General features: G+C 59.6%; 25 protein-coding genes. 6 read left to right on the top strand and 19 right to left on the bottom strand.

Annotation, left to right across the window (positions count from 1 at the left end):
- The 3 genes from ACN9MW_RS07310 to ACN9MW_RS07300 are packed head-to-tail and all read right to left on the bottom strand — an operon-like array spanning position 1 to position 2,465.
- Positions 1 to 1,140: a COX15/CtaA family protein gene (locus ACN9MW_RS07310; RefSeq protein WP_426169215.1), complete on the bottom strand. Its 1,140-nt coding sequence runs from the start codon at positions 1,138 to 1,140 to the stop codon at positions 1 to 3.
- A 10-nt stretch (positions 1,141 to 1,150) separates the two neighbouring features.
- Positions 1,151 to 1,702: an SCO family protein gene (locus ACN9MW_RS07305; RefSeq protein ID WP_426172137.1), complete on the bottom strand. Its 552-nt coding sequence runs from the start codon at positions 1,700 to 1,702 to the stop codon at positions 1,151 to 1,153.
- Positions 1,703 to 1,739: 37 nt separating this feature from the next.
- Complete coding sequence (locus ACN9MW_RS07300; protein ID WP_426169212.1) at positions 1,740 to 2,465, bottom strand: SURF1 family protein; 726 nt, start codon at positions 2,463 to 2,465, stop codon at positions 1,740 to 1,742.
- 33 nt (positions 2,466 to 2,498) lie between these two features.
- Here ACN9MW_RS07300 and ACN9MW_RS07295 point away from each other — a divergent pair, with 33 nt between their 5' ends.
- Positions 2,499 to 2,699 (top strand): DUF2909 domain-containing protein, encoded by a 201-nt coding sequence (locus ACN9MW_RS07295; protein ID WP_155455435.1) that lies wholly within the window; start codon positions 2,499 to 2,501, stop codon positions 2,697 to 2,699.
- 63 nt (positions 2,700 to 2,762) lie between these two features.
- On the opposite strand, the gene ACN9MW_RS07290 is transcribed toward ACN9MW_RS07295, so the two are convergent.
- The 7 genes from ACN9MW_RS07290 to ACN9MW_RS07260 form a co-directional block, all read right to left on the bottom strand.
- Positions 2,763 to 3,626: a cytochrome c oxidase subunit 3 gene (locus tag ACN9MW_RS07290; protein ID WP_426169209.1), complete on the bottom strand. Its 864-nt coding sequence runs from the start codon at positions 3,624 to 3,626 to the stop codon at positions 2,763 to 2,765.
- Between the two features lie 28 nt (positions 3,627 to 3,654).
- The gene (locus ACN9MW_RS07285; protein WP_426169206.1) at positions 3,655 to 3,840 is read right to left on the bottom strand and encodes a DUF2970 domain-containing protein; all 186 of its coding nucleotides are present in this window, start codon (positions 3,838 to 3,840) and stop codon (positions 3,655 to 3,657) included.
- A 9-nt stretch (positions 3,841 to 3,849) separates the two neighbouring features.
- Entirely contained in the window at positions 3,850 to 4,389 is a 540-nt protein-coding gene (locus tag ACN9MW_RS07280) for a cytochrome c oxidase assembly protein (RefSeq protein ID WP_426169203.1), read from the bottom strand.
- Between the two features lies 1 nt (position 4,390).
- Positions 4,391 to 4,507 (bottom strand): cytochrome oxidase small assembly protein, encoded by a 117-nt coding sequence (locus ACN9MW_RS07275; protein ID WP_229209989.1) that lies wholly within the window; start codon positions 4,505 to 4,507, stop codon positions 4,391 to 4,393.
- Positions 4,508 to 4,551: 44 nt separating this feature from the next.
- Positions 4,552 to 6,150 carry a cytochrome c oxidase subunit I gene (gene ctaD / locus ACN9MW_RS07270; RefSeq protein ID WP_426169200.1) on the bottom strand — a complete coding sequence of 533 codons (1,599 nt, stop codon included), beginning with the start codon at positions 6,148 to 6,150 and terminating at the stop codon, positions 4,552 to 4,554.
- A 13-nt stretch (positions 6,151 to 6,163) separates the two neighbouring features.
- A complete protein-coding gene (gene coxB, locus ACN9MW_RS07265) occupies positions 6,164 to 7,390 on the bottom strand; it encodes a cytochrome c oxidase subunit II (RefSeq protein ID WP_426169197.1) in 1,227 nt (408 codons plus the stop codon).
- A gap of 335 nt (positions 7,391 to 7,725) precedes the next feature.
- Positions 7,726 to 8,649, bottom strand: coding sequence for a methyltransferase domain-containing protein (locus tag ACN9MW_RS07260; protein WP_426169195.1), 924 nt, complete (start codon positions 8,647 to 8,649; stop codon positions 7,726 to 7,728).
- Between the two features lie 60 nt (positions 8,650 to 8,709).
- Between ACN9MW_RS07260 and ACN9MW_RS07255 the strand changes: the two genes are divergently transcribed.
- Entirely contained in the window at positions 8,710 to 9,447 is a 738-nt protein-coding gene (locus ACN9MW_RS07255; RefSeq protein WP_426169193.1) for a phosphoribosyltransferase family protein, read from the top strand.
- 16 nt (positions 9,448 to 9,463) lie between these two features.
- Positions 9,464 to 9,934 (top strand): tRNA (uridine(34)/cytosine(34)/5-carboxymethylaminomethyluridine(34)-2'-O)-methyltransferase TrmL, encoded by a 471-nt coding sequence (trmL, locus tag ACN9MW_RS07250; protein ID WP_426169190.1) that lies wholly within the window; start codon positions 9,464 to 9,466, stop codon positions 9,932 to 9,934.
- 13 nt (positions 9,935 to 9,947) lie between these two features.
- Here the strand turns inward: trmL and ACN9MW_RS07245 are convergent, their stop codons facing one another.
- Positions 9,948 to 10,685, bottom strand: a complete 738-nt coding sequence (locus ACN9MW_RS07245; protein WP_426169187.1) for a hypothetical protein — start codon at positions 10,683 to 10,685, stop codon at positions 9,948 to 9,950.
- 134 nt (positions 10,686 to 10,819) lie between these two features.
- Between ACN9MW_RS07245 and ACN9MW_RS07240 the strand changes: the two genes are divergently transcribed.
- Entirely contained in the window at positions 10,820 to 11,278 is a 459-nt protein-coding gene (locus ACN9MW_RS07240; protein ID WP_426169186.1) for a DUF421 domain-containing protein, read from the top strand.
- Positions 11,279 to 11,382: 104 nt separating this feature from the next.
- On the opposite strand, the gene ACN9MW_RS07235 is transcribed toward ACN9MW_RS07240, so the two are convergent.
- From ACN9MW_RS07235 to ACN9MW_RS07200, 8 genes are all read right to left on the bottom strand, one after another.
- Positions 11,383 to 12,051: an AbiV family abortive infection protein gene (locus ACN9MW_RS07235; RefSeq protein WP_426169183.1), complete on the bottom strand. Its 669-nt coding sequence runs from the start codon at positions 12,049 to 12,051 to the stop codon at positions 11,383 to 11,385.
- A gap of 46 nt (positions 12,052 to 12,097) precedes the next feature.
- Entirely contained in the window at positions 12,098 to 12,472 is a 375-nt protein-coding gene (locus tag ACN9MW_RS07230; protein WP_426169181.1) for a hypothetical protein, read from the bottom strand.
- A gap of 49 nt (positions 12,473 to 12,521) precedes the next feature.
- The gene (locus tag ACN9MW_RS07225) at positions 12,522 to 13,040 is read right to left on the bottom strand and encodes a hypothetical protein (protein ID WP_426169178.1); all 519 of its coding nucleotides are present in this window, start codon (positions 13,038 to 13,040) and stop codon (positions 12,522 to 12,524) included.
- Between the two features lie 480 nt (positions 13,041 to 13,520).
- Positions 13,521 to 13,886: a hypothetical protein gene (locus ACN9MW_RS07220; protein WP_426169175.1), complete on the bottom strand. Its 366-nt coding sequence runs from the start codon at positions 13,884 to 13,886 to the stop codon at positions 13,521 to 13,523.
- A gap of 219 nt (positions 13,887 to 14,105) precedes the next feature.
- Positions 14,106 to 14,570, bottom strand: a complete 465-nt coding sequence (locus ACN9MW_RS07215; protein ID WP_426169173.1) for a RidA family protein — start codon at positions 14,568 to 14,570, stop codon at positions 14,106 to 14,108.
- 152 nt (positions 14,571 to 14,722) lie between these two features.
- Positions 14,723 to 14,977, bottom strand: a complete 255-nt coding sequence (locus ACN9MW_RS07210) for a hypothetical protein (RefSeq protein ID WP_426169170.1) — start codon at positions 14,975 to 14,977, stop codon at positions 14,723 to 14,725.
- A 9-nt stretch (positions 14,978 to 14,986) separates the two neighbouring features.
- Positions 14,987 to 15,469, bottom strand: coding sequence for an adenylyltransferase/cytidyltransferase family protein (locus ACN9MW_RS07205; protein WP_426169168.1), 483 nt, complete (start codon positions 15,467 to 15,469; stop codon positions 14,987 to 14,989).
- On the bottom strand, positions 15,466 to 16,662 hold the full coding sequence (locus tag ACN9MW_RS07200) for a PilT/PilU family type 4a pilus ATPase (RefSeq protein WP_426169165.1): 1,197 nt from the start codon (positions 16,660 to 16,662) through the stop codon (positions 15,466 to 15,468). The genes ACN9MW_RS07205 and ACN9MW_RS07200 overlap by 4 nt, the downstream gene beginning before the upstream one ends.
- A gap of 97 nt (positions 16,663 to 16,759) precedes the next feature.
- On the opposite strand from ACN9MW_RS07200, the gene ACN9MW_RS07195 reads away from it, so the two are divergent.
- Together ACN9MW_RS07195 and ubiA are read left to right on the top strand one after the other, a co-directional pair.
- Entirely contained in the window at positions 16,760 to 17,698 is a 939-nt protein-coding gene (locus tag ACN9MW_RS07195; RefSeq protein WP_426169163.1) for a hydrogen peroxide-inducible genes activator, read from the top strand.
- A 30-nt stretch (positions 17,699 to 17,728) separates the two neighbouring features.
- Entirely contained in the window at positions 17,729 to 18,583 is an 855-nt protein-coding gene (gene ubiA / locus ACN9MW_RS07190; protein WP_426172135.1) for a 4-hydroxybenzoate octaprenyltransferase, read from the top strand.
- Position 18,584 lies beyond the last annotated feature (1 nt).

Below are 18,584 nucleotides of genomic sequence, written 5' to 3'. Positions count from 1 at the left end.
TTATTGGTAGGCGGGGGCAGCCAGGTACTTAGCCCTGTAGTTTATCATGGTCAGCAACAGCACCAGGGCTGCCGCACCGGCGTTATGGATCACGGCAATGGCCAGCGGGAAGTTGAAATAGATGGTCGCGCCCCCGGTAAATGCCTGCAGCAGCAGCACCGCCGCCATCCAGCGCGCATGCCTGCCCAGGCCCTCGACGCGCCATGCCTGCCAGGCGGTCACGCCGAGCACCAGCACCACCACGGCGGCGAAGTTGCGATGCACCCAGTGGATCGCAGTCAGCGCCTCGAATGGCAGGTAGTGGCCGGCGGCAGTCTTGCCCAGCTCACGCCACAGGTGGAAGCCGTGCTCGAAGTCCATCGGCGGCACCCAGGCCCCGGCGCAAGTCGGGAATTCGGTGCAGGCCAGCGTGGCGTAGTTGGAACTGACCCAGGCGCCGAGCGCCAGCTGCGCCAGCAGCACCACGCCGGATAGCGCAGCCAGCAGGCGGATGCGGCCCAGGCGCGCCGCCTGCGAGCCCGCTGCGCGCGGCAGCGGCGCATGCAGCTGGTCTTCGCGGCCACCGAACCAGGCCAGCAGCGCCAGCAGCGACATGCCCAGCACCAGGTGGCCGGTGACGAAGATCGGCTGCAGCTTCTGCGTCACGGTCCAGGCGCCGAACGCGCCTTGCAGCAGGATGAAGAAGAACAGGAAGGTCGGAAAGCCCGGCGGGATGCGGCGCGCCATGCCGGCGCCAGCGCCGGTGCGGCCCCTGCCCGTCGAGCGCCACCAGGCTACGCCCATCATGGCCACGATCAGCACGCCGATGCCCATGGCCAGGTAGCGATGGATCATCTCGATCCAGGCCTTCATCATGGTGACCGGGCCGGTCGGCATCAGCGCTTCGGCGGCACGGATCTGTTCATGCGCGATGAAAGGATTGGCTTCGCCATAGCAGCCCGGCCAGTCCGGGCAGCCCAGGCCCGAGTCGGTCAGGCGCGTAAAGGCGCCGAACACGATCAGGTCGAAGGTCAGGAAGACCGCGATCCAGACCAGCTTGCGGTATTTATTGGTGTCCCTCGAAATCCAGACGATGGACAGCGGCAGCGAGGCGACGACCAGCGCCGTAATCGCCATATGGGCAAAGGAATTGTGGTCCATTGCGCCCGCCTTAGCCGATGGCCGAAGCCTTGAGTACCTTGGCCAGGTCCTTCTTCACCTTGGCCGGATCGGCGTTCTTCGGGAAGCGCATCATCAGGTGGCCCATCGGGTCGATCAGGTAGATGTGCTCTTCCACCTTGCCGCCCTTTTCCAGCGGCAGCCACTTGGCCACCGCGTCGGCCGGCGCACGCAGGAAGCGGGTGCCATCGTTCACGCGCAGCATGAAGGTTTCCAGCGGCTCGCTATCGGTGATCAGCCACACGCGCTCGATGCGGTCGGCTTCCTTGCCCTGCATGGTGCGCAGCTGGCGCATCATGAACAGCATGTCCTGGCATTTCTGGTCGCAGGCAGAGCCGCCCACCTTGACCATCAGCCACTTGCCCTTGAAGTTTTCCAGCGTCTGCGGCTTGCCATCGACCGTGGTGCTGGCCATGGCGGGGATCGGGTGCTGGCGCGGGTCGAGCAGGTCGCCGTAGTTGGTGCGCCCTTCCGGCTTGATGAAGTAGTAGGTGATATAGGAAGCAAGGATCGGTGCCGCGCACACCAGCAGCACCGCGAACATGCTCCAGCGGCCACGGCGGCGCTGGTTCTCGTCTTGTTTAGCGTTTTCCACTTTTTCTCAATCCGGTGAATACAAAGAAAAGACCTGCCATTGCCGCCAGTGCGTACCACTGGAAGGCGTAACCTTTATGCTTGTCCGCGCCCATCGCCGGTGCGGGCCAGTCGCGCTGCAGCGCTTCGGCGGTGCCGGTCGCGCCATCCGGCGACGATTGCTCGACCACCAGCGGCTGGAATCTCCAGCCCGTCGCTGCGGCCAGCGCCGCCGCATCGGCATTCTGCACGATCGCTCCCGGCGCAAGTTTGGGCACTTCGCCCAGTTGCATCACATGCCCTGGCGCCAGCCGGGCGATGCCTTCGACCACCACCGGGCCCGCCGGCGTTGCATACGAAGGCAGCTTGCTGCGGTCGGCCATATCGCGCGGCAGCCAGCCGCGCGCCACCAGCACGTGCATATCGCTGCCGGCCAGCCGCAACGGCATCAACAGGTAGAAGCCGGGACGCCCTGCGTGCGGGCGGTTGTCGAGGTAGACCGGCCAGCCGCTCACCCACTCGCCTTGCAGCCGCACGCGGCGGAATTCCACGTCGGCGGCAGCCACCGGAGCGGCGCCCAGGTCCAAAGGCGCGGCGGCATTGCCGGCCGCCAGGCGCGCTTCGAGCGCAAGCTTCTGGGCGGCGCGGCCATCCTGCCAGCGGCCGGCGGAAACGCCGATCGCCACCAGGACCACCGTGGCCAGGAAAGGGATCAACCGAAAGCGGAATGCCATACAATAAGGTTCCTCAGAAACCGCTCTATTACCATGAAATACTTTGTCGCCGTCGCCTTCGTGCTGATCATTGGCAGCCTGGCTTCAGCCTTCATCAGCATGATGCGCAGCAAATCGGCCAACCCGAAAATGGTGCGCGCTTTTGCGCTGCGCGTCGGCTTCTCGATCGCGTTGTTCATCACCATCCTGGTGCTGGCAAAGCTCGGCTATATTAAACCGACCGGCATCCGCTGAATGCAAAAAAAAAAGCCACAGCAAGCGCTGCGGCTTTTTTTGCGGCTAAATTATACCTGCGACTTACATCCAGTATACGACGACGTACAGGCCCAGCCAGACAACGTCAACGAAGTGCCAGTACCAGGCCGCGCCTTCGAAGGCGAAGTGGTGTTCGGCGCTCATGTCGCCGCGGATCAGGCGGTACAGCACGACGGACAGCATGATCGCGCCCATGGTCACGTGGAAGCCGTGGAAGCCGGTCAGCATGAAGAAGGTCGAGCCGTAGATGCCCGAGGTCAGCTTCAGGTTCAGTTCGCTGTAAGCGTGCATGTATTCATACGCCTGGAAGCCCATGAAGGTTGCGCCCAGCAGCACGGTGGCGGCCAGCCAGAAGATCGCCTTGGAGCGGTTGGCAGCCTGCAGCGCGTGGTGCGAGATGGTCAGGGTCATGCCCGAAGCCAGCAGCAGCGCGGTGTTGATGGTCGGGATCGGGAACGGGCCCATCGGGGTGTAGTTGTCCACGGTGCCTGCAGGACCCACGCCGCCATTCCAGTTGGCCGAGAAGTCAGGCCAGATCAGCTTGTGGTCCAGGTCGGCCAGCCAAGGCATGGTGATCTGGCGTGCGTAGTACAGCGCGCCGAAGAAGGCGCCGAAGAACATCACTTCGGAGAAGATGAACCAGCCCATTGACCAGCGGTAGGACACGTCGATGCGCTTGGAGTACAGGCCCTTCTCGGATTCGGAGATGGCGTCGCCGAACCAGAAGTACAGCACGGCCAGGGTCATGACGATGCCGATGTTATTGACGATCATGCCCCATGGTGCGTCGTTGACCCATGCGGATGCGCCAATCATGGTCACCAGCAGGGAAATACCTGCCAGCATCGGCCACTTGGAAGGACCAGGCACGAAGTAGTACGGTGCCGCGGCGTTATTAGAGCTCATCTTGTTCTCCCTAAAATCCTGCAATAATTTACTTTGAAACCACGAGTTTTACGATCGAAACCAGCAAGCCGATGAACAGGGCCGCGCCCAGCAATCCGGCGACGATGACGTGGACCGGCTTGATCTTCTCCTGGTCCTGGTCAAAATCGCTTTTGCGGCGCAGGCCGAAGAACGACCAGATCACTGCTTTCATCGAATACAAAAACGATCCCATCTGCCTTCCTTAATTGGCTGCGGTCTGGTTGCCCAGGCCGCCCGCCTCGATAAAGGTGTACGACAGGGTGACGGTCTTCACGCTCTTCGGCACCGCCGGATCGATGAAGAACACCACAGGCATCTGCCGCGCTTCTTTCGGTTTCAGCGTCTGCTCCTTGAAGCAGAAGCATTCCACCTTCTTGAAATGCGGCGTCACTTCCATCGGCGTGTAGCTCGGGACGGCTTGCGCCTTCACCGTGCGATCCACGCTGTTGACTACCTCGTACACCACCGTCGTCATTTCGCCAGGGTGCACGGTCACGCTGTTCTGGGTGGCGCGGAAACGCAAGGTGCCCTGCACATTGCTGACCAGCTCCACCGTGATTTCACGGCTCATGTCGACCTGGCTGTTCTTGGCAACTTCCTGCGGCTTGCCATCGATCAGGTTCAGTCCCAGCACCTCGCACAGGTGCTTGTACACCGGGATCAGCGCATAGCCAAAGCCGAACATCATGACGGCAATGACCAACAACTTGCCGAGCAGCTTCTTGTTCTCGCCGCCGCTCATTTCAGTGGTGCCCCAGCATCCATTGCTTGCCGATGACGGAAACAAAGAACACTACGGCGACCGACAACAGAATCAGGGCCAGGCGCAGGTTGCTATTCGGCTTCTTCGGGTCAGACATGGTACTTCCTATAGGGGACGGGCTGGCCCGTCCCCGAAAAGCGATTACTTGACAGTCGGCGGTACTTCGAAGGTGTGGAACGGCGCCGGCGACGGCACGGTCCACTCCAGGCCTTCAGCGCCATCCCATGGCTTGGCTTCCGCCTGCTTGCCGCCACGGATGGTCGGCAGCACCACGAAGAACAGGAAGAACACCTGGCTCAGGCCGAAACCGAAAGCACCGATCGAAGCGATCGAGTTGAAGTCGGTGAACTGCGCCTGGTAGTCGGCGTAGCGGCGCGGCATGCCGGCCAGGCCCAGGAAGTGCATCGGGAAGAAGGTCACGTTGAAGGTGATCAGCGACAGCCAGAAGTGGGCCTTGCCCATCGTCTCGTTGTACATGTGGCCGGTCCACTTCGGTACCCAGTAGTAGAAGCCTGCGAACAGCGCAAACAGGGAACCTGCCACCAGCACGTAGTGGAAGTGCGCCACCACGTAGTAGGTATCCTGCAGCTGGATGTCGACCGGGGTCACTGCCAGCATCAGGCCGGTGAAGCCGCCCATGGTGAACACGAAGATGAAGCCGACCGAGAACAGCATCGGGGTTTCAAAGGTCATCGAGCCTTTCCACATGGTCGCGATCCAGTTGAAGACCTTCACGCCGGTAGGCACGGAGATCAGCATGGTGGCGTACATGAAGAACAGCTGCGAGGTCACCGGCATGCCGGTGGTGAACATGTGGTGGGCCCAGACGATGAACGACAGGATCGCGATGGACGCGGTGGCGTACACCATCGAAGCGTAGCCGAACAGCTGCTTGCGGGCGAAGGCCGGGATGATCTGCGACACGATGCCGAAGGCCGGCAGGATCATGATGTACACCTCTGGGTGACCGAAGAACCAGAAGATGTGCTGGTACATGACAGGGTCACCGCCGCCGGCGGCGTTGAAGAAGGAAGTGCCGAAGTGACGGTCGGTCAGGGTCATGGTGATGGCGCCTGCCAGAACCGGCATCACGGCGATCAGCAGGTAGGCGGTGATCAGCCAGGTCCAGCAGAACATCGGCATCTTCATCAGGGTCATGCCAGGAGCGCGCATGTTCAGGATGGTGACGATGATGTTGATCGAACCCATGATCGACGACGCGCCCATGATGTGCATGGCGAAGATACCCATGTCCATGCCGATGCCCATCTGGGTCGACAGTGGAGCGTACAGGGTCCAGCCGGCAGCGGTCGCGCCACCAGGCACGAAGAACGAGCCGGCCAGCAGGATCGCCGCTGGAGGCAGCAGCCAGAACGAGAAGTTGTTCATGCGGGCGAACGCCATGTCGGAGGCGCCGATCTGCAGCGGGATCATCCAGTTGGCGAAGCCGACGAAGGCCGGCATGATGGCGCCGAACACCATCACCAGGCCGTGCATGGTGGTCAGCTGGTTGAAGAACTCAGGCTGGAAGAACTGCAGGCCAGGCTTGAACAGTTCGGTACGGATCATCAGCGCCAGCACGCCGCCGGACAGCAGCATGATGAACGAGAACCACATGTACAGGGTACCGATGTCCTTGTGGTTGGTCGCGAACAGCCAACGGCTCAAGCCGTGTGGGTGATCGTGTGCGTGATCGTGGTCGCCGTGGGCGTGATCGTGTGCGTGATCGATAGTGCTCATGTAATGCTCCTAATTACTTGGCGCGAGCAGCCACAACTTCGGCTGGCTGAACGATGTTTTCCGCTGGCTTATTCGACCAGTTGTTGCGGGTGTAGGTGATGACAGCCGCGATATCGGTATCCGACAGTTGCTTCCATGCCGGCATTTCGGATGGGTACTTGCCCGATTTCTTACCGTGCAGCAGCACATTGATCTGTTCGGCTTTCGGGCCGTTCACCACTTCGGAGCCGTCCAGTGGCGCGAAGGCACCCGGCACGCCCTTGCCGTTTGCCTGGTGGCAGACTGCGCAATTAGCGGTGTAGACTTTTTCGCCCTTGGTCTTCAATTCGTCGATGGTCCAGGTCTTGTTCGGATCGTCTGCCAGGGCAGCCATTTCCTTCTTCTTGCCGTTGACCCAGGCGGTGTACTCTTCGGCGGTCACGACCTTGACCACGATCGGCATGAAGGCGTGCTCTTTACCGCACAGCTCGGCGCAGTTGCCGCGGAAGGTGCCGGTGTATTCAGCCTTGAACCAGGTGTCGCGCACGAAGCCTGGGATCGCATCCTGCTTGACGCCGAATGCCGGGATCATCCAGGCGTGGATCACGTCGTTGGCGGTGGTGACGATGCGGACCTTCTTGCCGACCGGGACCACGACTTCGTTGTCCACTTCCATCAGGTAGTTTTCGTTGCGCTTGCCGGTGAATTCTTCACCAGGGTTGCCCACTTGCGAGCGCGGGGTCGACAGGTTGGAGATGAAGGAGATGCCTTCGCCTTCGCCCTTCAGGTAGTCATAGCCCCATTTCCACTGCATGCCGGTGGCTTTGATGGTGATGTCGGCGTTGGAGGTGTCTTTCATCGCAACCACGGTCTTGGTTGCTGGCAGTGCCATGCCGATAACGATCAGGAAAGGCACGACGGTCCAGGCGATTTCAACGGCGGTGGATTCGTGGAAGGTGGCGGCTTTGTGGCCGACCGACTTGCGGTGCTTGAAGATCGAGTAGAACATCACGCCGAACACGGCGACGAAGATGACCATAATGATGACCATCATCATGGTGTGCAGGTCATAGATGTTTTCAGCGATCTTTGTTGCAGGAGCCTGCAGGTTCAACTGATGGACCATCGGACCGCCGGTGCCACCGGTCTTTGCCGTGTAGTCGCCGGCCGCTGTCGCCGCAGGCTCTGCCCACGCCGGCATTGCTGCGGCGGTAACGGCCAAGCCGAGCATCAACGATTGAAGTCGCTTCGCAAGTTTCATGTTTTCCCCAACCACCCAAAAATAAAGAAGATTTTTGTGCGCCAGGCCCGCCTAACCGCGGACCCGCCGCACGCTAAACACCTAAAGGCTCCGAGCCAAGCCAGCGCAAAATAATTCGCGACCGGACTGTGCTGGAACCTTGAAAAACACTCCCGATGACCACACATCATCGATAGCTTTGCTGCCATATTTGCCTGGCCTGGACCGCCTTGTTGCGTTCGGCTGGGCGAAGTCTTGGCAAAATTAGCTAAAGATTATACTCAGTGAACATGTCCTACATCAAGGGCAGCACACCCCTCACTGTGGTATACGCAAGTAACCCCGGCCTTCCCTGCCTATTTTTTAGGCTTCCTTGGCAAGTCAAAACGGATGATCGCTTCGCCGCTGCTGGTGACCCTTGGGGCCGGGCGGAAGGCATGGCCGTAGATCACTTCAAACGTCAGCGCCAGCTTGCCGTCCGCACGGCGCTGCTTTTCCAGGCCTTGCAGCATGCGCTGGTACGCCTGTTTTCCGAGCAGCCCCTTGCGCCGCGTCTGCAAGGGATTGCCGCCCAGCGCACGGGCATCTGTCAGCAGCTTGTCGGCGCTGTCGTAGGTCACCGTGATCTTTTCCATATCCATGACCGGCTCGGCAAAGCCGGCTTCCACCAGCTGGTCGCCGAAATCGTGCATGTCGACGAAAGGCAGCGTGTGCGGCGCCAGGTCGACTTCGGCAAAGGCCGCGCGCACCTCCTGCAGTGTATCCGGGCCGAAGCAGGAAAACATCAGCAAGCCGCCCACCTTCAGCACACGATGCCATTCCGCAAACACGCGGTCCGGCTGCGGGTGCCAGTGCAGCGCAAGGTTAGACCACACCAGGTCCGCGTTGTTCCGCGCCAGCGGCAGGTCGGCCATATCGGCGCACAGGTAGTCAATGCCCGATTTTGCTGGTAGCAATTTGCCAATCAGCTGGCTCAGGCCGGTTTTGCCGGCCTGGCCGCGCGCGGCAGCAATCATGGCGGGCGACGTGTCGACGCCCAGGATCTGGGCGGCCGGATAGCTTTTTTGCAAGACCGGCAAATCCGGGCCGGTGCCGCAACCCGCGTCGATGACGCGCAGCGGGTTGACTTTGACCAGTTGCAGGCGCTCGTGCATGCGGCTGGCAATCTCGCGCCGCAGGAAATCGGCTTCCGCCACGCGGGCCGGGTCGGCAAACAGGGCGCGGACTCGATCCAGGTCAATAGGAGCGCTCAATTTCGGCGGTTTTGCTGGGGCTTGCATATTTAATACGGTTCTTTAATGGGATAATCCGGGCAGTTTACTCGTTCGCGGAGATTTGCGATGGGTAGTGCATTTGCCAACGGCCTGCTGGCCGCCCTGTTGCCCTGTAATTGCGTGCTGTGCGGCGCCTGCGGACCAGCTTTGCTCTGCCCCGGCTGCCGCCAGCAGTTCTTCGCCGCCACGGCTCCCCGCTGCCCGATCTGCGCCAATCCACTGCCGCCAGCGCCCGAGGACCTGGAGCCAATGCCCTGCGGCCGCTGCCAGGCCCAGCGTCCCGCCTTCGACGCCACGGTGGCCGCTGCCGACTACGCCCTTCCTGTGGACCGCCTCGTGCTTCAGTTAAAATTCGCCCGCCAGCTCGCGCTGGCGCGCCTGTTTGCCGGCCTGCTGGCAGACGCGGTGGAGCGCGCCGATGCCAGGCTTTACCCGCGCCCCGCCCTGCTGTGCCCCGTGCCGCTTGGCCTGCAGCGCCTGTCGGAGCGCGGTTTCAACCAGGCGTTGGAAATCGCCCGCCCGCTAGGCAAGGCCCTTGGCATCGCCGTCCATGCCAGACTCGCAGTACGCGTGCGCGACACGTTGGCCCAGAGCAGCACGCCCCACGGCGCGCGCCATGCCAATATCGCGCATGCCTTTGCGATTCCCGAGCGGGCGCTGGTCGAAGGCCGGCATATCGGCCTGGTGGACGATGTCATGAGCAGCGGCGAAACGCTGCAGGAACTTGCCGCAACGCTAAAGCGCCACGGCGCCGCGCGCGTGACGAACTATGTGTTCGCCCGCACGCCGCCGCAGACTCATTAGGAATTAGGAGAACGATTTGTTTCATGTAGTGCTGGTCAACCCGGAAATCCCGCCCAACACGGGCAACGTGATCCGCCTGTGCGCCAACACCGGCGCTCAGTTGCACCTGATCGAGCCTCTCGGCTTCCCGCTGGACGATGCCAAGATGCGCCGCGCCGGCCTCGACTACCACGAATACGCGCAGATGAAAGTGCACAAGGACTGGGCCTCCTTCCTGGCGGATGTCCAGCCGAATACGAGCCGCATGTTCGCCATGACCACCCACGGCTCGCGCCCGTTCGCCGAACTGGCCTTCCAGCCCGGAGATGTGTTCGTGTTCGGCAGCGAAACCCGCGGCCTGGCACCCGAGTTCCGCGAATCCTTCCCGACCGAACAGCGCATTCGCCTGCCGATGATGCCCGGTAACCGCAGCCTCAATCTCTCCAACACCGTGGCGGTGGTGGTATTTGAAGCCTGGCGCCAGCATGGCTACGCCGGCGGCGCCTGAGTAATCGCCAACTCTACGGCTTGTAGGCCGCCAGGATTTTCTTCAGATCCGGCTCCACGGCACGGAAAACTTGTTGCGCGCGCGCAGCGTAGGCCTGAGACACCGTGCCGAATGCCTGCTGCACGGATTTGCTCAACTCCGCCCCCGCCTTCTCCACTTGGGCGGCTTGGTCCTTTGGCAGCAGGTTGAACTCCAGCTCCATTGTCATCTTGCGGATGCCAATCCCTGTTGCAAGCGCATACAGGCGATTCTTATCCGCGCCTGGCGGCAGTGGATGCGGAGGCTTCGAACTCAACTCGATCAAGGCCTCGCACATTGCGCCGTCCATCATCGTATCCCAGTAAAGGCGGCCGCCCTTCTTCTTCAAAAAGGACTGGAATTCCGTGCGCTGGGCCGGCGCCCAGCCACTCACCATGGTATGCAGCAAAGGGGGCAAACCGGCGTCAAGCAACGGCCCATTGCTCATCTCATCATCCTGGAAAGCTATTTCCAGCAGGTCGCGAGCCTGGCGATAGTTTTCATTGCCCGGCCCCCATTCCGGCCCCATTTTCGCCAGGTCGCGCGCGCCATCCAGCATCAGGTCGGGCAGGATGCTGCGAAAATGATTGTTCGAAATGGTGAGCGCCTCGTCGAGGCACTTCAGCTGTGCCTCTGCCACCAGCTTGCCGGTGATGTATTCCACTTCGTCCGCCCGCGCCAGCACTGGCAACAGGCTGCTGCACAGGCTCAATACGGCAATCGCATTCTTCATCAAACATGTTTCCGTAAATCAAGATCGAACATTCTGGGATATTGACTTGAGCCCGTCAACTGGCCGTTGCCGGATCGAAGCGTGTGGCCGGGCTCAGGCGATTCGTCGTATAACCGGCCAGGAAGGAGGCCGCAATGTTCGATCTCGAATTGCCCTGGTGGGAATACGTCATGCGCGGCGTTGCGATTTACGGCGCGTTGTTGGTGATGATGCGCCTGAGCGGCAAGCGCACCATCGGCCAGTTCACGCCATTCGACCTGCTGGTGGTGATGCTGCTCAGTGAATCGGTATCGCCCGGGCTGACGGGCGGCGACGATTCAGTTGCCGGCGGCTTGATCGTGGTCGTCACCCTGGTGGCGCTGAACGTGGTAATCGCCTTCATCACCGCCCGCAACAGGAAGGCTGCCGACCTGGTGGAGGGCACCGCCGTGCTCCTGGGACGTGACGGCAAAATCTTCAAGGAAGCGCTACGCCGCAACCACGTGGCAGAAAGTGACCTGGAGCAGTCGCTGCGCGAGGCCGACTGCCCGCGCGAAAAAATGAAATATGCCTTCCTTGAGGCAGACGGCAAGATCACTATCCTGCAGCACTAATCTGTCGCAGCTCAAACTTGATGACTAAACGCGCCAGGCGGCTGGCAGCTTCCGCCCCTAAGCGGAACTTGGAGCATAGGGCAGGCTATCTCATCAAATAGTAGTCACTTGACTCGACCGATATGGCGTAGCAAATGCGAACGTGAACGCATGCGCGACTTAAATGGCCACTCCGCCAAGAAATCTGCGGCCGGCGAAAGCAGGATGCCGTCCATCGCTTCAATACCAAAGTAAGACTCGTGGAACTCAAGAAGCTTACGTGCAAATAGAAATTCTGCATTGATCCAAGAAATCATTCGTTTCGCATCTTGAGGTTTTATTCTAGAGGGAAGCGAAATTCTTCCTTCCGTCTTTATCAATTTTTTATCGCGGTCAAATCCGACATATACGGCTTGCTGCTTACGGCGCTCAAGTTCGCCGCGTCTCAACGCATTGACCAAGTTTGGAGAATATTCAAACATGTCTCTCGCGACGAATCCGAACTGTTTCTCAGAATGAATGTACAGAAGTTTGAGCCAATCTTGCTCAAATTCAGTATCGGGAAACCCATCGTTCGTGATGCAACTGTAGTAATAATGCTCGACCCATTTGGCCTTCGCGAACTCCTCCAGAGCAAGCACTGACAATTGAAATGCCGACGGATATGATTCCAAATGAAACAACGATATAGAGTCTTGGTGCAAGCGCAGTGCATTTCGCAGCGACTCAGCGCCCAGCTTCTTCCATTTGTACTTGGATAGTTTTTTTGGCTGCTTGCTGTGCTTCTGCGTCATTTTGATTTCCGCTCAATGTCCGCCCTTGGCCGCCCGCTGCTGACAATTATCCATTCTTTTCCGAACGGGATTGCATGTGCTCAACAATGAGCTTGTTATAGCGCGTCGCATACTCGCGCTGTGCTTCAAAGACATCCAGATCGTCTATCACACAACCGACGCCAGCATCTTCCCTTGGAAGCCCTTTGATGAGAGGCATAAATTGTTCATCTACTCCCACAGCGTAAGCGGCAAAGGACCCGTGCAAGTAAATCTTGACTGAACCTGAAGCAATGTCTTTCGCGGCCTCGATCCCTGCTTTTTCAGGGGCCCATTTTGCCATTGCGGCCCTGTGCTCAAGGTAACCAGGAATGGAAGAAACGATCCAAATAATCATGGAAACCAAGATTGCTGAAAGGAGCGCTTTCTTAACGATTTTCATTCGGGGTCCACTTGGGTTGTAACTGCCGTCCGCAGCCGTTTCAGGCCCATTAAAAGCCATACTTGTTTTCAACGGCTGCCCTCAGCTCAGGTAGTCCCAATCCACCGCGCTGCCAAAATGCAAAAAAGTATTCGAGCGCTTCTCCAGCCACCGCCAGCTCCATTGGATGCAATACGCATATCGCAGTTCTGATTTTGAGAACCTCGGGCTCGTTCGATAAATCCCTACCTTCTATCGCGTTCCAAAGTCGGACGCGCTCTTCTATAACTTCGTCTGCCGATGCTGCGCCGGTAATGAAGCGATTGGCCGTGGCGGCAGCAGTCTGGGCGATCAACGGCAACTGATTCGTTACTCGCCCGAGTGCCTCAATCATGAACCTTTGAGCTAGGAATTGCTCCGCTGAGTCACTTAAATCGGATCGAGAAGAAATGGCGTCAAAGAGTCTTGCATCCGGTTTTTTCATTCTTTTAGCATCCTGCTTGCCCTTCCCCATGGCCGCAAATGGCCGATTGTACGCGGTCAGGTCAGGCACTCGCTTAATTCTCAACGTGTCGAACAGGAATGCCATGTTGTAGCGCCGATTCGTGCACACACTTTGCCAACTCGTCATCCTCGATCACCAGGACTGAATTTGTTATCTCGTTCGTTGGCAAGAATCGGGGAGCATCAATAGCTTTCTCCAACACGTTCAAACCTTCGCTGCGACAAGCGGCCGTTACTCTACGGGCCTGCCTAGACTCAAATCGTCCCAAGAATAAGATCGGACATCCCCGCAATTGCTCAATTACTTGATTAAGCGGTAGAGACTTAAACTCCGACACGGAACGCCTCACCGCCATCAGTTCCCGAGTAGATGGCCCGGTTTGTTCGAACTTCAGCGATACTTCAACATAACTTCCATATAGGCGAGTTAGCACCCATCCAGGCTGAGAGCCGTCCCAGAGATACTGATACGAACGAATTTCCTTTGAACTCACGATACTAAACTTGGCTTCTCACAGAATTACCCGGTATTTCCATTCGATGGGCTGCTTGTGGCCGATCTCCGTCAGCCCCAAAGGTTGTTTGTCGGCCGAACTCCGTTGACTTGAACGAGGATGGATTCATCCCCTTCGGCGACAAAGAAGTTTCCTGCATCGCGTTCGTACACTTCGCCTGACAGCAATGTAACCTTAGAGCCATCCACAATCGCTTCAATGCGCAGAACTGCACTCGAACCATCAGATTCTCCGACCGCTATGGTGACGGCCCCAATGGGCAACTCATTTAGCATACGAGTGCGGTAAATGCTGCCACTCTCGGGGCAGGATGGCGCTTCCATCGCAACTTGTCGTTCTAAATACAACCCATAATAGCCGCTCCCATCGTCGCTCTGAGAAAGCACCCGATAGACCTCGCCGTCGCTCAACATCATATCAATGCTAATGAGCTGCAAATACTGAACGCTCGGGTGCTCCCAAACTATCGGACCTTCCCCTTGAGGGCCCTCTGAAAGCGCCATTTCAGTGCCAACCCAGCTTACGATAGTGCGCCCAGCCAACTGCGAAAATGGTAAAGAACTCATAAGAAAAAGTGTTGGAGGTCCGCTCGTGGCCGATCTCGGCCGCCTCATCGCTCGCTGACGAGACGTCATCTATTCAGACTTAACTTCTACGGTTGCCTTAACTGTTAGGGGGACCCCATTGCGAAGTGAGCTCACACCTATGACTGAACGAGCATGGACCCCGGCTGGACCAAAAATTTCTGCGAGAAGGTCTGAGGCACCGTCCAAGACCTTTGCGTGATCCTCGAACTCAGGAACAGCATTGATGGAGCCATGAAGTTCAACCACCTGGACGACTCGGTCTAGGGAACCTAGCTTTTCCCTTATGGCGGCTATAAGGTCCATGCACGCAGAGCGAGCAAGGGCATATCCTTCAGCGGTTGAATACTCTTGCCCGAGTCGTCCTTTCGCGGGGCGACCGTTGACCGGTAGTGGAGCTTTGCCAGAAATGAACAAGAAATTTCCAGACTGAACTGCAGTTGCGTAATTACCCGCTGGCGCGCTGACGTGAGGAAGCTCGAGATCCAGGTCTTTGAATCGTTGTTCTGCACTCATTTTGCTAGCCATAGTCAATTTATCTTCATAGGGTCAACAAGCTTGCGTTAATCGGCGGGCGCCTGAGCGTCCGGGGTTGGCAGCCGATCGGCTCAAACGAACTCCAACACACTGGACATTCACGTCATGTCAAGTCTGAACGACTACAACTATCAGAGGAAGCCGATGTGCTTGCGCTCCAGCCCCGACATCACCAGCTTGATGTAGCGGTTGGGGATGTACAGCTCGACCTCCACCATCGCCCCTTCGGCATTGCGCGTCTCGGAGATGAGGTGGAAGAAACTGCGGTCGGGACTGGCCTCCTTGCAGGGCAAGAACTTGCCGGACGGTCCGTCAGTCAGGTAATCCTTCAGCGTAGCGCCCAGTTCGGCCACGCCTTCGTCGGTCAGCAGCACACCAAAAGCCATGACGGCCTCCTATTGTCCAAACATGCGCACCTTGGCCAGCAGCTTGGTGGTCGAGCGGTCGTGCTCGAAATCGATGGCCACCGCCTTGCCGCCGTATGCCAGCACCGCCTGCCCTTCCGGGATCGCGGTCATATCGTAATCGCCGCCCTTGGCGTAGATCTCGGGCCTGGCCTGCAGCACCGCTTCCAGCGCGGTATCTTCGTCGAATGGCACGACCAGGCTCACCGATTCCAGCGCCGCCAGCAGCGCCATCCGGTCCTCGCAATTGTTCAAGGGCCTGTCATCGCCCTTGCCCAGGCGCTTGACGGAAGCGTCGGTATTGGCCGCCACCACCAGCGAGGCGCCCAGCGAACGCGCCTGCGCCAGGTAGGTGACGTGGCCACGGTGCAGGATATCGAACACGCCATTGGTCATCACCACCGGTTTCGGCAGCGCCGCCACCCGCGCGGCCAGTTCCTCGCGCGAGCACATCTTCTTTTCAAACTCGATCATTCGCCTTCTTCTTCCTCTTCTTCATCCAGCTGCATGCTCAGGCCGCCCGACGACTTCGGCGCCGCCGCGGCTGGCGCAGCGGCGTCTGGTGGTGGACGGCTGCTATTCAGCTTGATCTGCAAGCGCAGGCCGTTGGTCGAGTCGGCATTGCGCAGCGCCTCTTCATAGGCAATGTAGCCCTTATTATAGAGTTCGAACAAGGCTTGGTCGAAGGTGCACATGCCCAGTTCGCGCGACTTGGCCATGATCTCCTTGATCGAGTGGAAGTTGCCTTTGAAGATCATCTCGGAGATGGTCGGCGTGTTCAGCAGGATCTCGATCGCCGCTTTGCGGCCCTTGCCGTCTTCGGTACGGATCAGGCGCTGCGAGACAATGGCGCGCAGGTTGGACGACAGGTCCATCAGCAGCTGGTTGCGGCGCTCTTCCGGGAAGAAGTTGATGATGCGGTCCATGGTCTGGTTCGCATTGTTCGCGTGCAGCGTGCCCAGGCACAGGTGGCCCGTCTCGGCGAAGGCAATCGCGTGTTCCATGGTTTCAGTGTCGCGGATCTCGCCGATCAGGATCACGTCCGGCGCCTGGCGCAGGGTGTTTTTCAGCGCATGGTGCCAGGACAGGGTATCCACGCCCACTTCGCGGTGGGTGATCAGGCAGTTCTTGTTCTTGTGTACATACTCGACCGGGTCTTCCACGGTGATGATATGGCCGGCCGAATTCTGGTTGCGGTAATCGATCATGGCCGCCAGCGAAGTCGATTTGCCGGAGCCGGTACCGCCCACCACCAGCACCAGGCCGCGCTTGGTCATCACAACTTCTTTCAGCACTTCCGGCAGGTCGAGCTTCTCGAAATTCGGGATTTCGGAAGCAATGGTCCGGCACACCATGCCGACCGCCTGCTGCTGCACGAAGACATTCACGCGGAAGCGGCAGACATTGGGCAGCGAAATCGCGAAATTGCACTCAAGCTCGGTTTCGAACTCGCGGCGCTGCTTCTCGTTCATGATGGCGTAAGCCAGGGCCCGGGTCACGTCCGGGGTCAGGCGCTGCTGGCTCAGGGCGCGCATCGAGCCCTGCGACTTGATACTGGGCGGGAAATCCGCCGAAATAAACAGGTCGGAGCCGCCGACCTGGTGCATGGCCGTCAGCAGTTTAAAGATATACGACTGGGCCTCTTCATGGCCAAGTGTGGAAGACATATTCGCCTCGTTCTATGGTTTTGCTGGTCATTATAGCCAGAGCCCTCCCCCATTCATGGCATTGCAACAAGGCATTCAACTGTGTTCAAATGGGTTCATGACACTGACCGAGCTCAAATATATCGTAGCAGTTGCCAGAGCGAAACACTTCGGCCATGCCGCCGAGGCATGTTTTGTGGCTCAACCTACTCTTTCTGTCGCAATTAAGAAACTGGAAGACGAACTCGGCGTCGTCCTGTTCGAGCGCGGCGGGGCGGAAATCTCGGTCACCCCGCTGGGCGCCCAGATCGTGGCCCAGGCCGAACGCGTGCTGGAACAGACGGCAGCGATCAAGGAACTGGCAAAACAGAACAAGGACCCGCTGGCCGGGCCGTTGCGCCTGGGCGTCATCTACACCATCGGCCCCTACCTGCTGCCGCCTTTGGTCAAGCGGATGATTGAAACCACGCCGCAGATGCCGCTGGTCCTGCAGGAGAACTTCACCGTCAAGCTGCTGGAAATGCTGCGCCAGGGCGAGCTGGACGCAGCCATCATGGCGCTGCCGTTGCCGGAACACGGCATGGCGGTCCAGCCGCTGTACGACGAGCCGTTTGTGGTGGCGATGCCAAAAAACCATCCCTGGGCCGCACGCAGCAGCATTCCCGCCGAACACCTCAAGACCGAAACCATGCTTTTGCTGGGCAACGGCCACTGCTTCCGCGACCAGGTGCTGGAAGTGTGCCCCGAAATGGCGCGTTTTTCCTCGCCGGGCAACGGCATGCAGCGCACCTTCGAAGGCTCGTCGCTGGAAACCATCCGCCACATGGTGGCCAGCGGCATCGGCCTGACCGTGCTGCCGCGCGCCTCGGTGCCGGACATGGAAGGCCGCGACGGCATGTTGTCTTTCCGCTATTTCGACAAGCCGGAGCCGAACCGGCGCGTCGTCATTGTCTGGCGCAAGAGTTTCACCCGCAAGGCCGCCATCGATGCCATCGTCGCCGCGGTGGCCGACTGCCAGTTGCCCGGCGTCCGCATGCTGAACGGCCACGAAGAGTAAAATGCCGGGATGCATGCGACTAATCCTCCCCTGAGCAAACTCGAACTCTATTTCCGCCTGGTCCGGCTGGACAAACCGATCGGCACCGTGCTGCTGCTGTGGCCAACCCTGGCCGCGCTGTGGCTGGCTTCCGGCGGCGTGCCGGACTGGAAGCTGCTGCTGATCTTCTCGATGGGCACTTTCCTGATGCGTTCCGCGGGTTGCGCCGTCAACGACTACGCCGACCAGGACTTCGACAAGCACGTCAAGCGCACCGCCGAACGCCCGATCACCAGCGGCCGCGTCAGCGGCAAGGAGGCGCTGCTGATCGCCGCCGGCCTGTCCCTGCTGGCCTTCCTCCTGATCCAGCCGCTCAACGCGCTGGTCAAGCAACTGAGCGTGGCGGCGCTGATCATTGCCGGCACCTACCCTTACTTCAAGCGCTTCTTCGCCATTCCGCAAGCCTACCTCGGCATCGCCTTCGGCTTCGGCATGCCGATGGCCTTCGCCGCCGTGCAAAGCACGGTGCCGCCGGTGGCCTGGTTGCTGCTGGCGGGGAATGTGTTCTGGGCCGTTGCCTACGACACCGAATACGCCATGGTCGACCGCGACGACGACCTGAAGATCGGCATCAAGACCTCCGCCATCACCTTTGGCCGCTTCGACGTGGCCGCCATCATGCTCTGCTACGGCGTGCACCTGGCGATCCTGCTGGTGGTCGGCCGGCAGTTCGGCCTGGGCCTGCCCTTCCTGCTGGGTATTGCAGTGGCAGCCGGCTGCGCGATTTACCACTACTTCCTGATCCGCGGGCGCGAGCGTGCGCCCTGCTTTGCCGCCTTCCGCCACAATAACTACCTCGGCGCCGCAGTCTTCGCAGGCATTGCGCTCGACTACGCGCTGCGCTGAC

The sequence above is a fragment of the Pseudoduganella sp. R-34 genome, from assembly GCF_049904655.1.
GTDB lineage: Bacteria > Pseudomonadota > Gammaproteobacteria > Burkholderiales > Burkholderiaceae_D > Rugamonas.
This window is presented reverse-complemented; position numbering and strand designations above follow the sequence as displayed.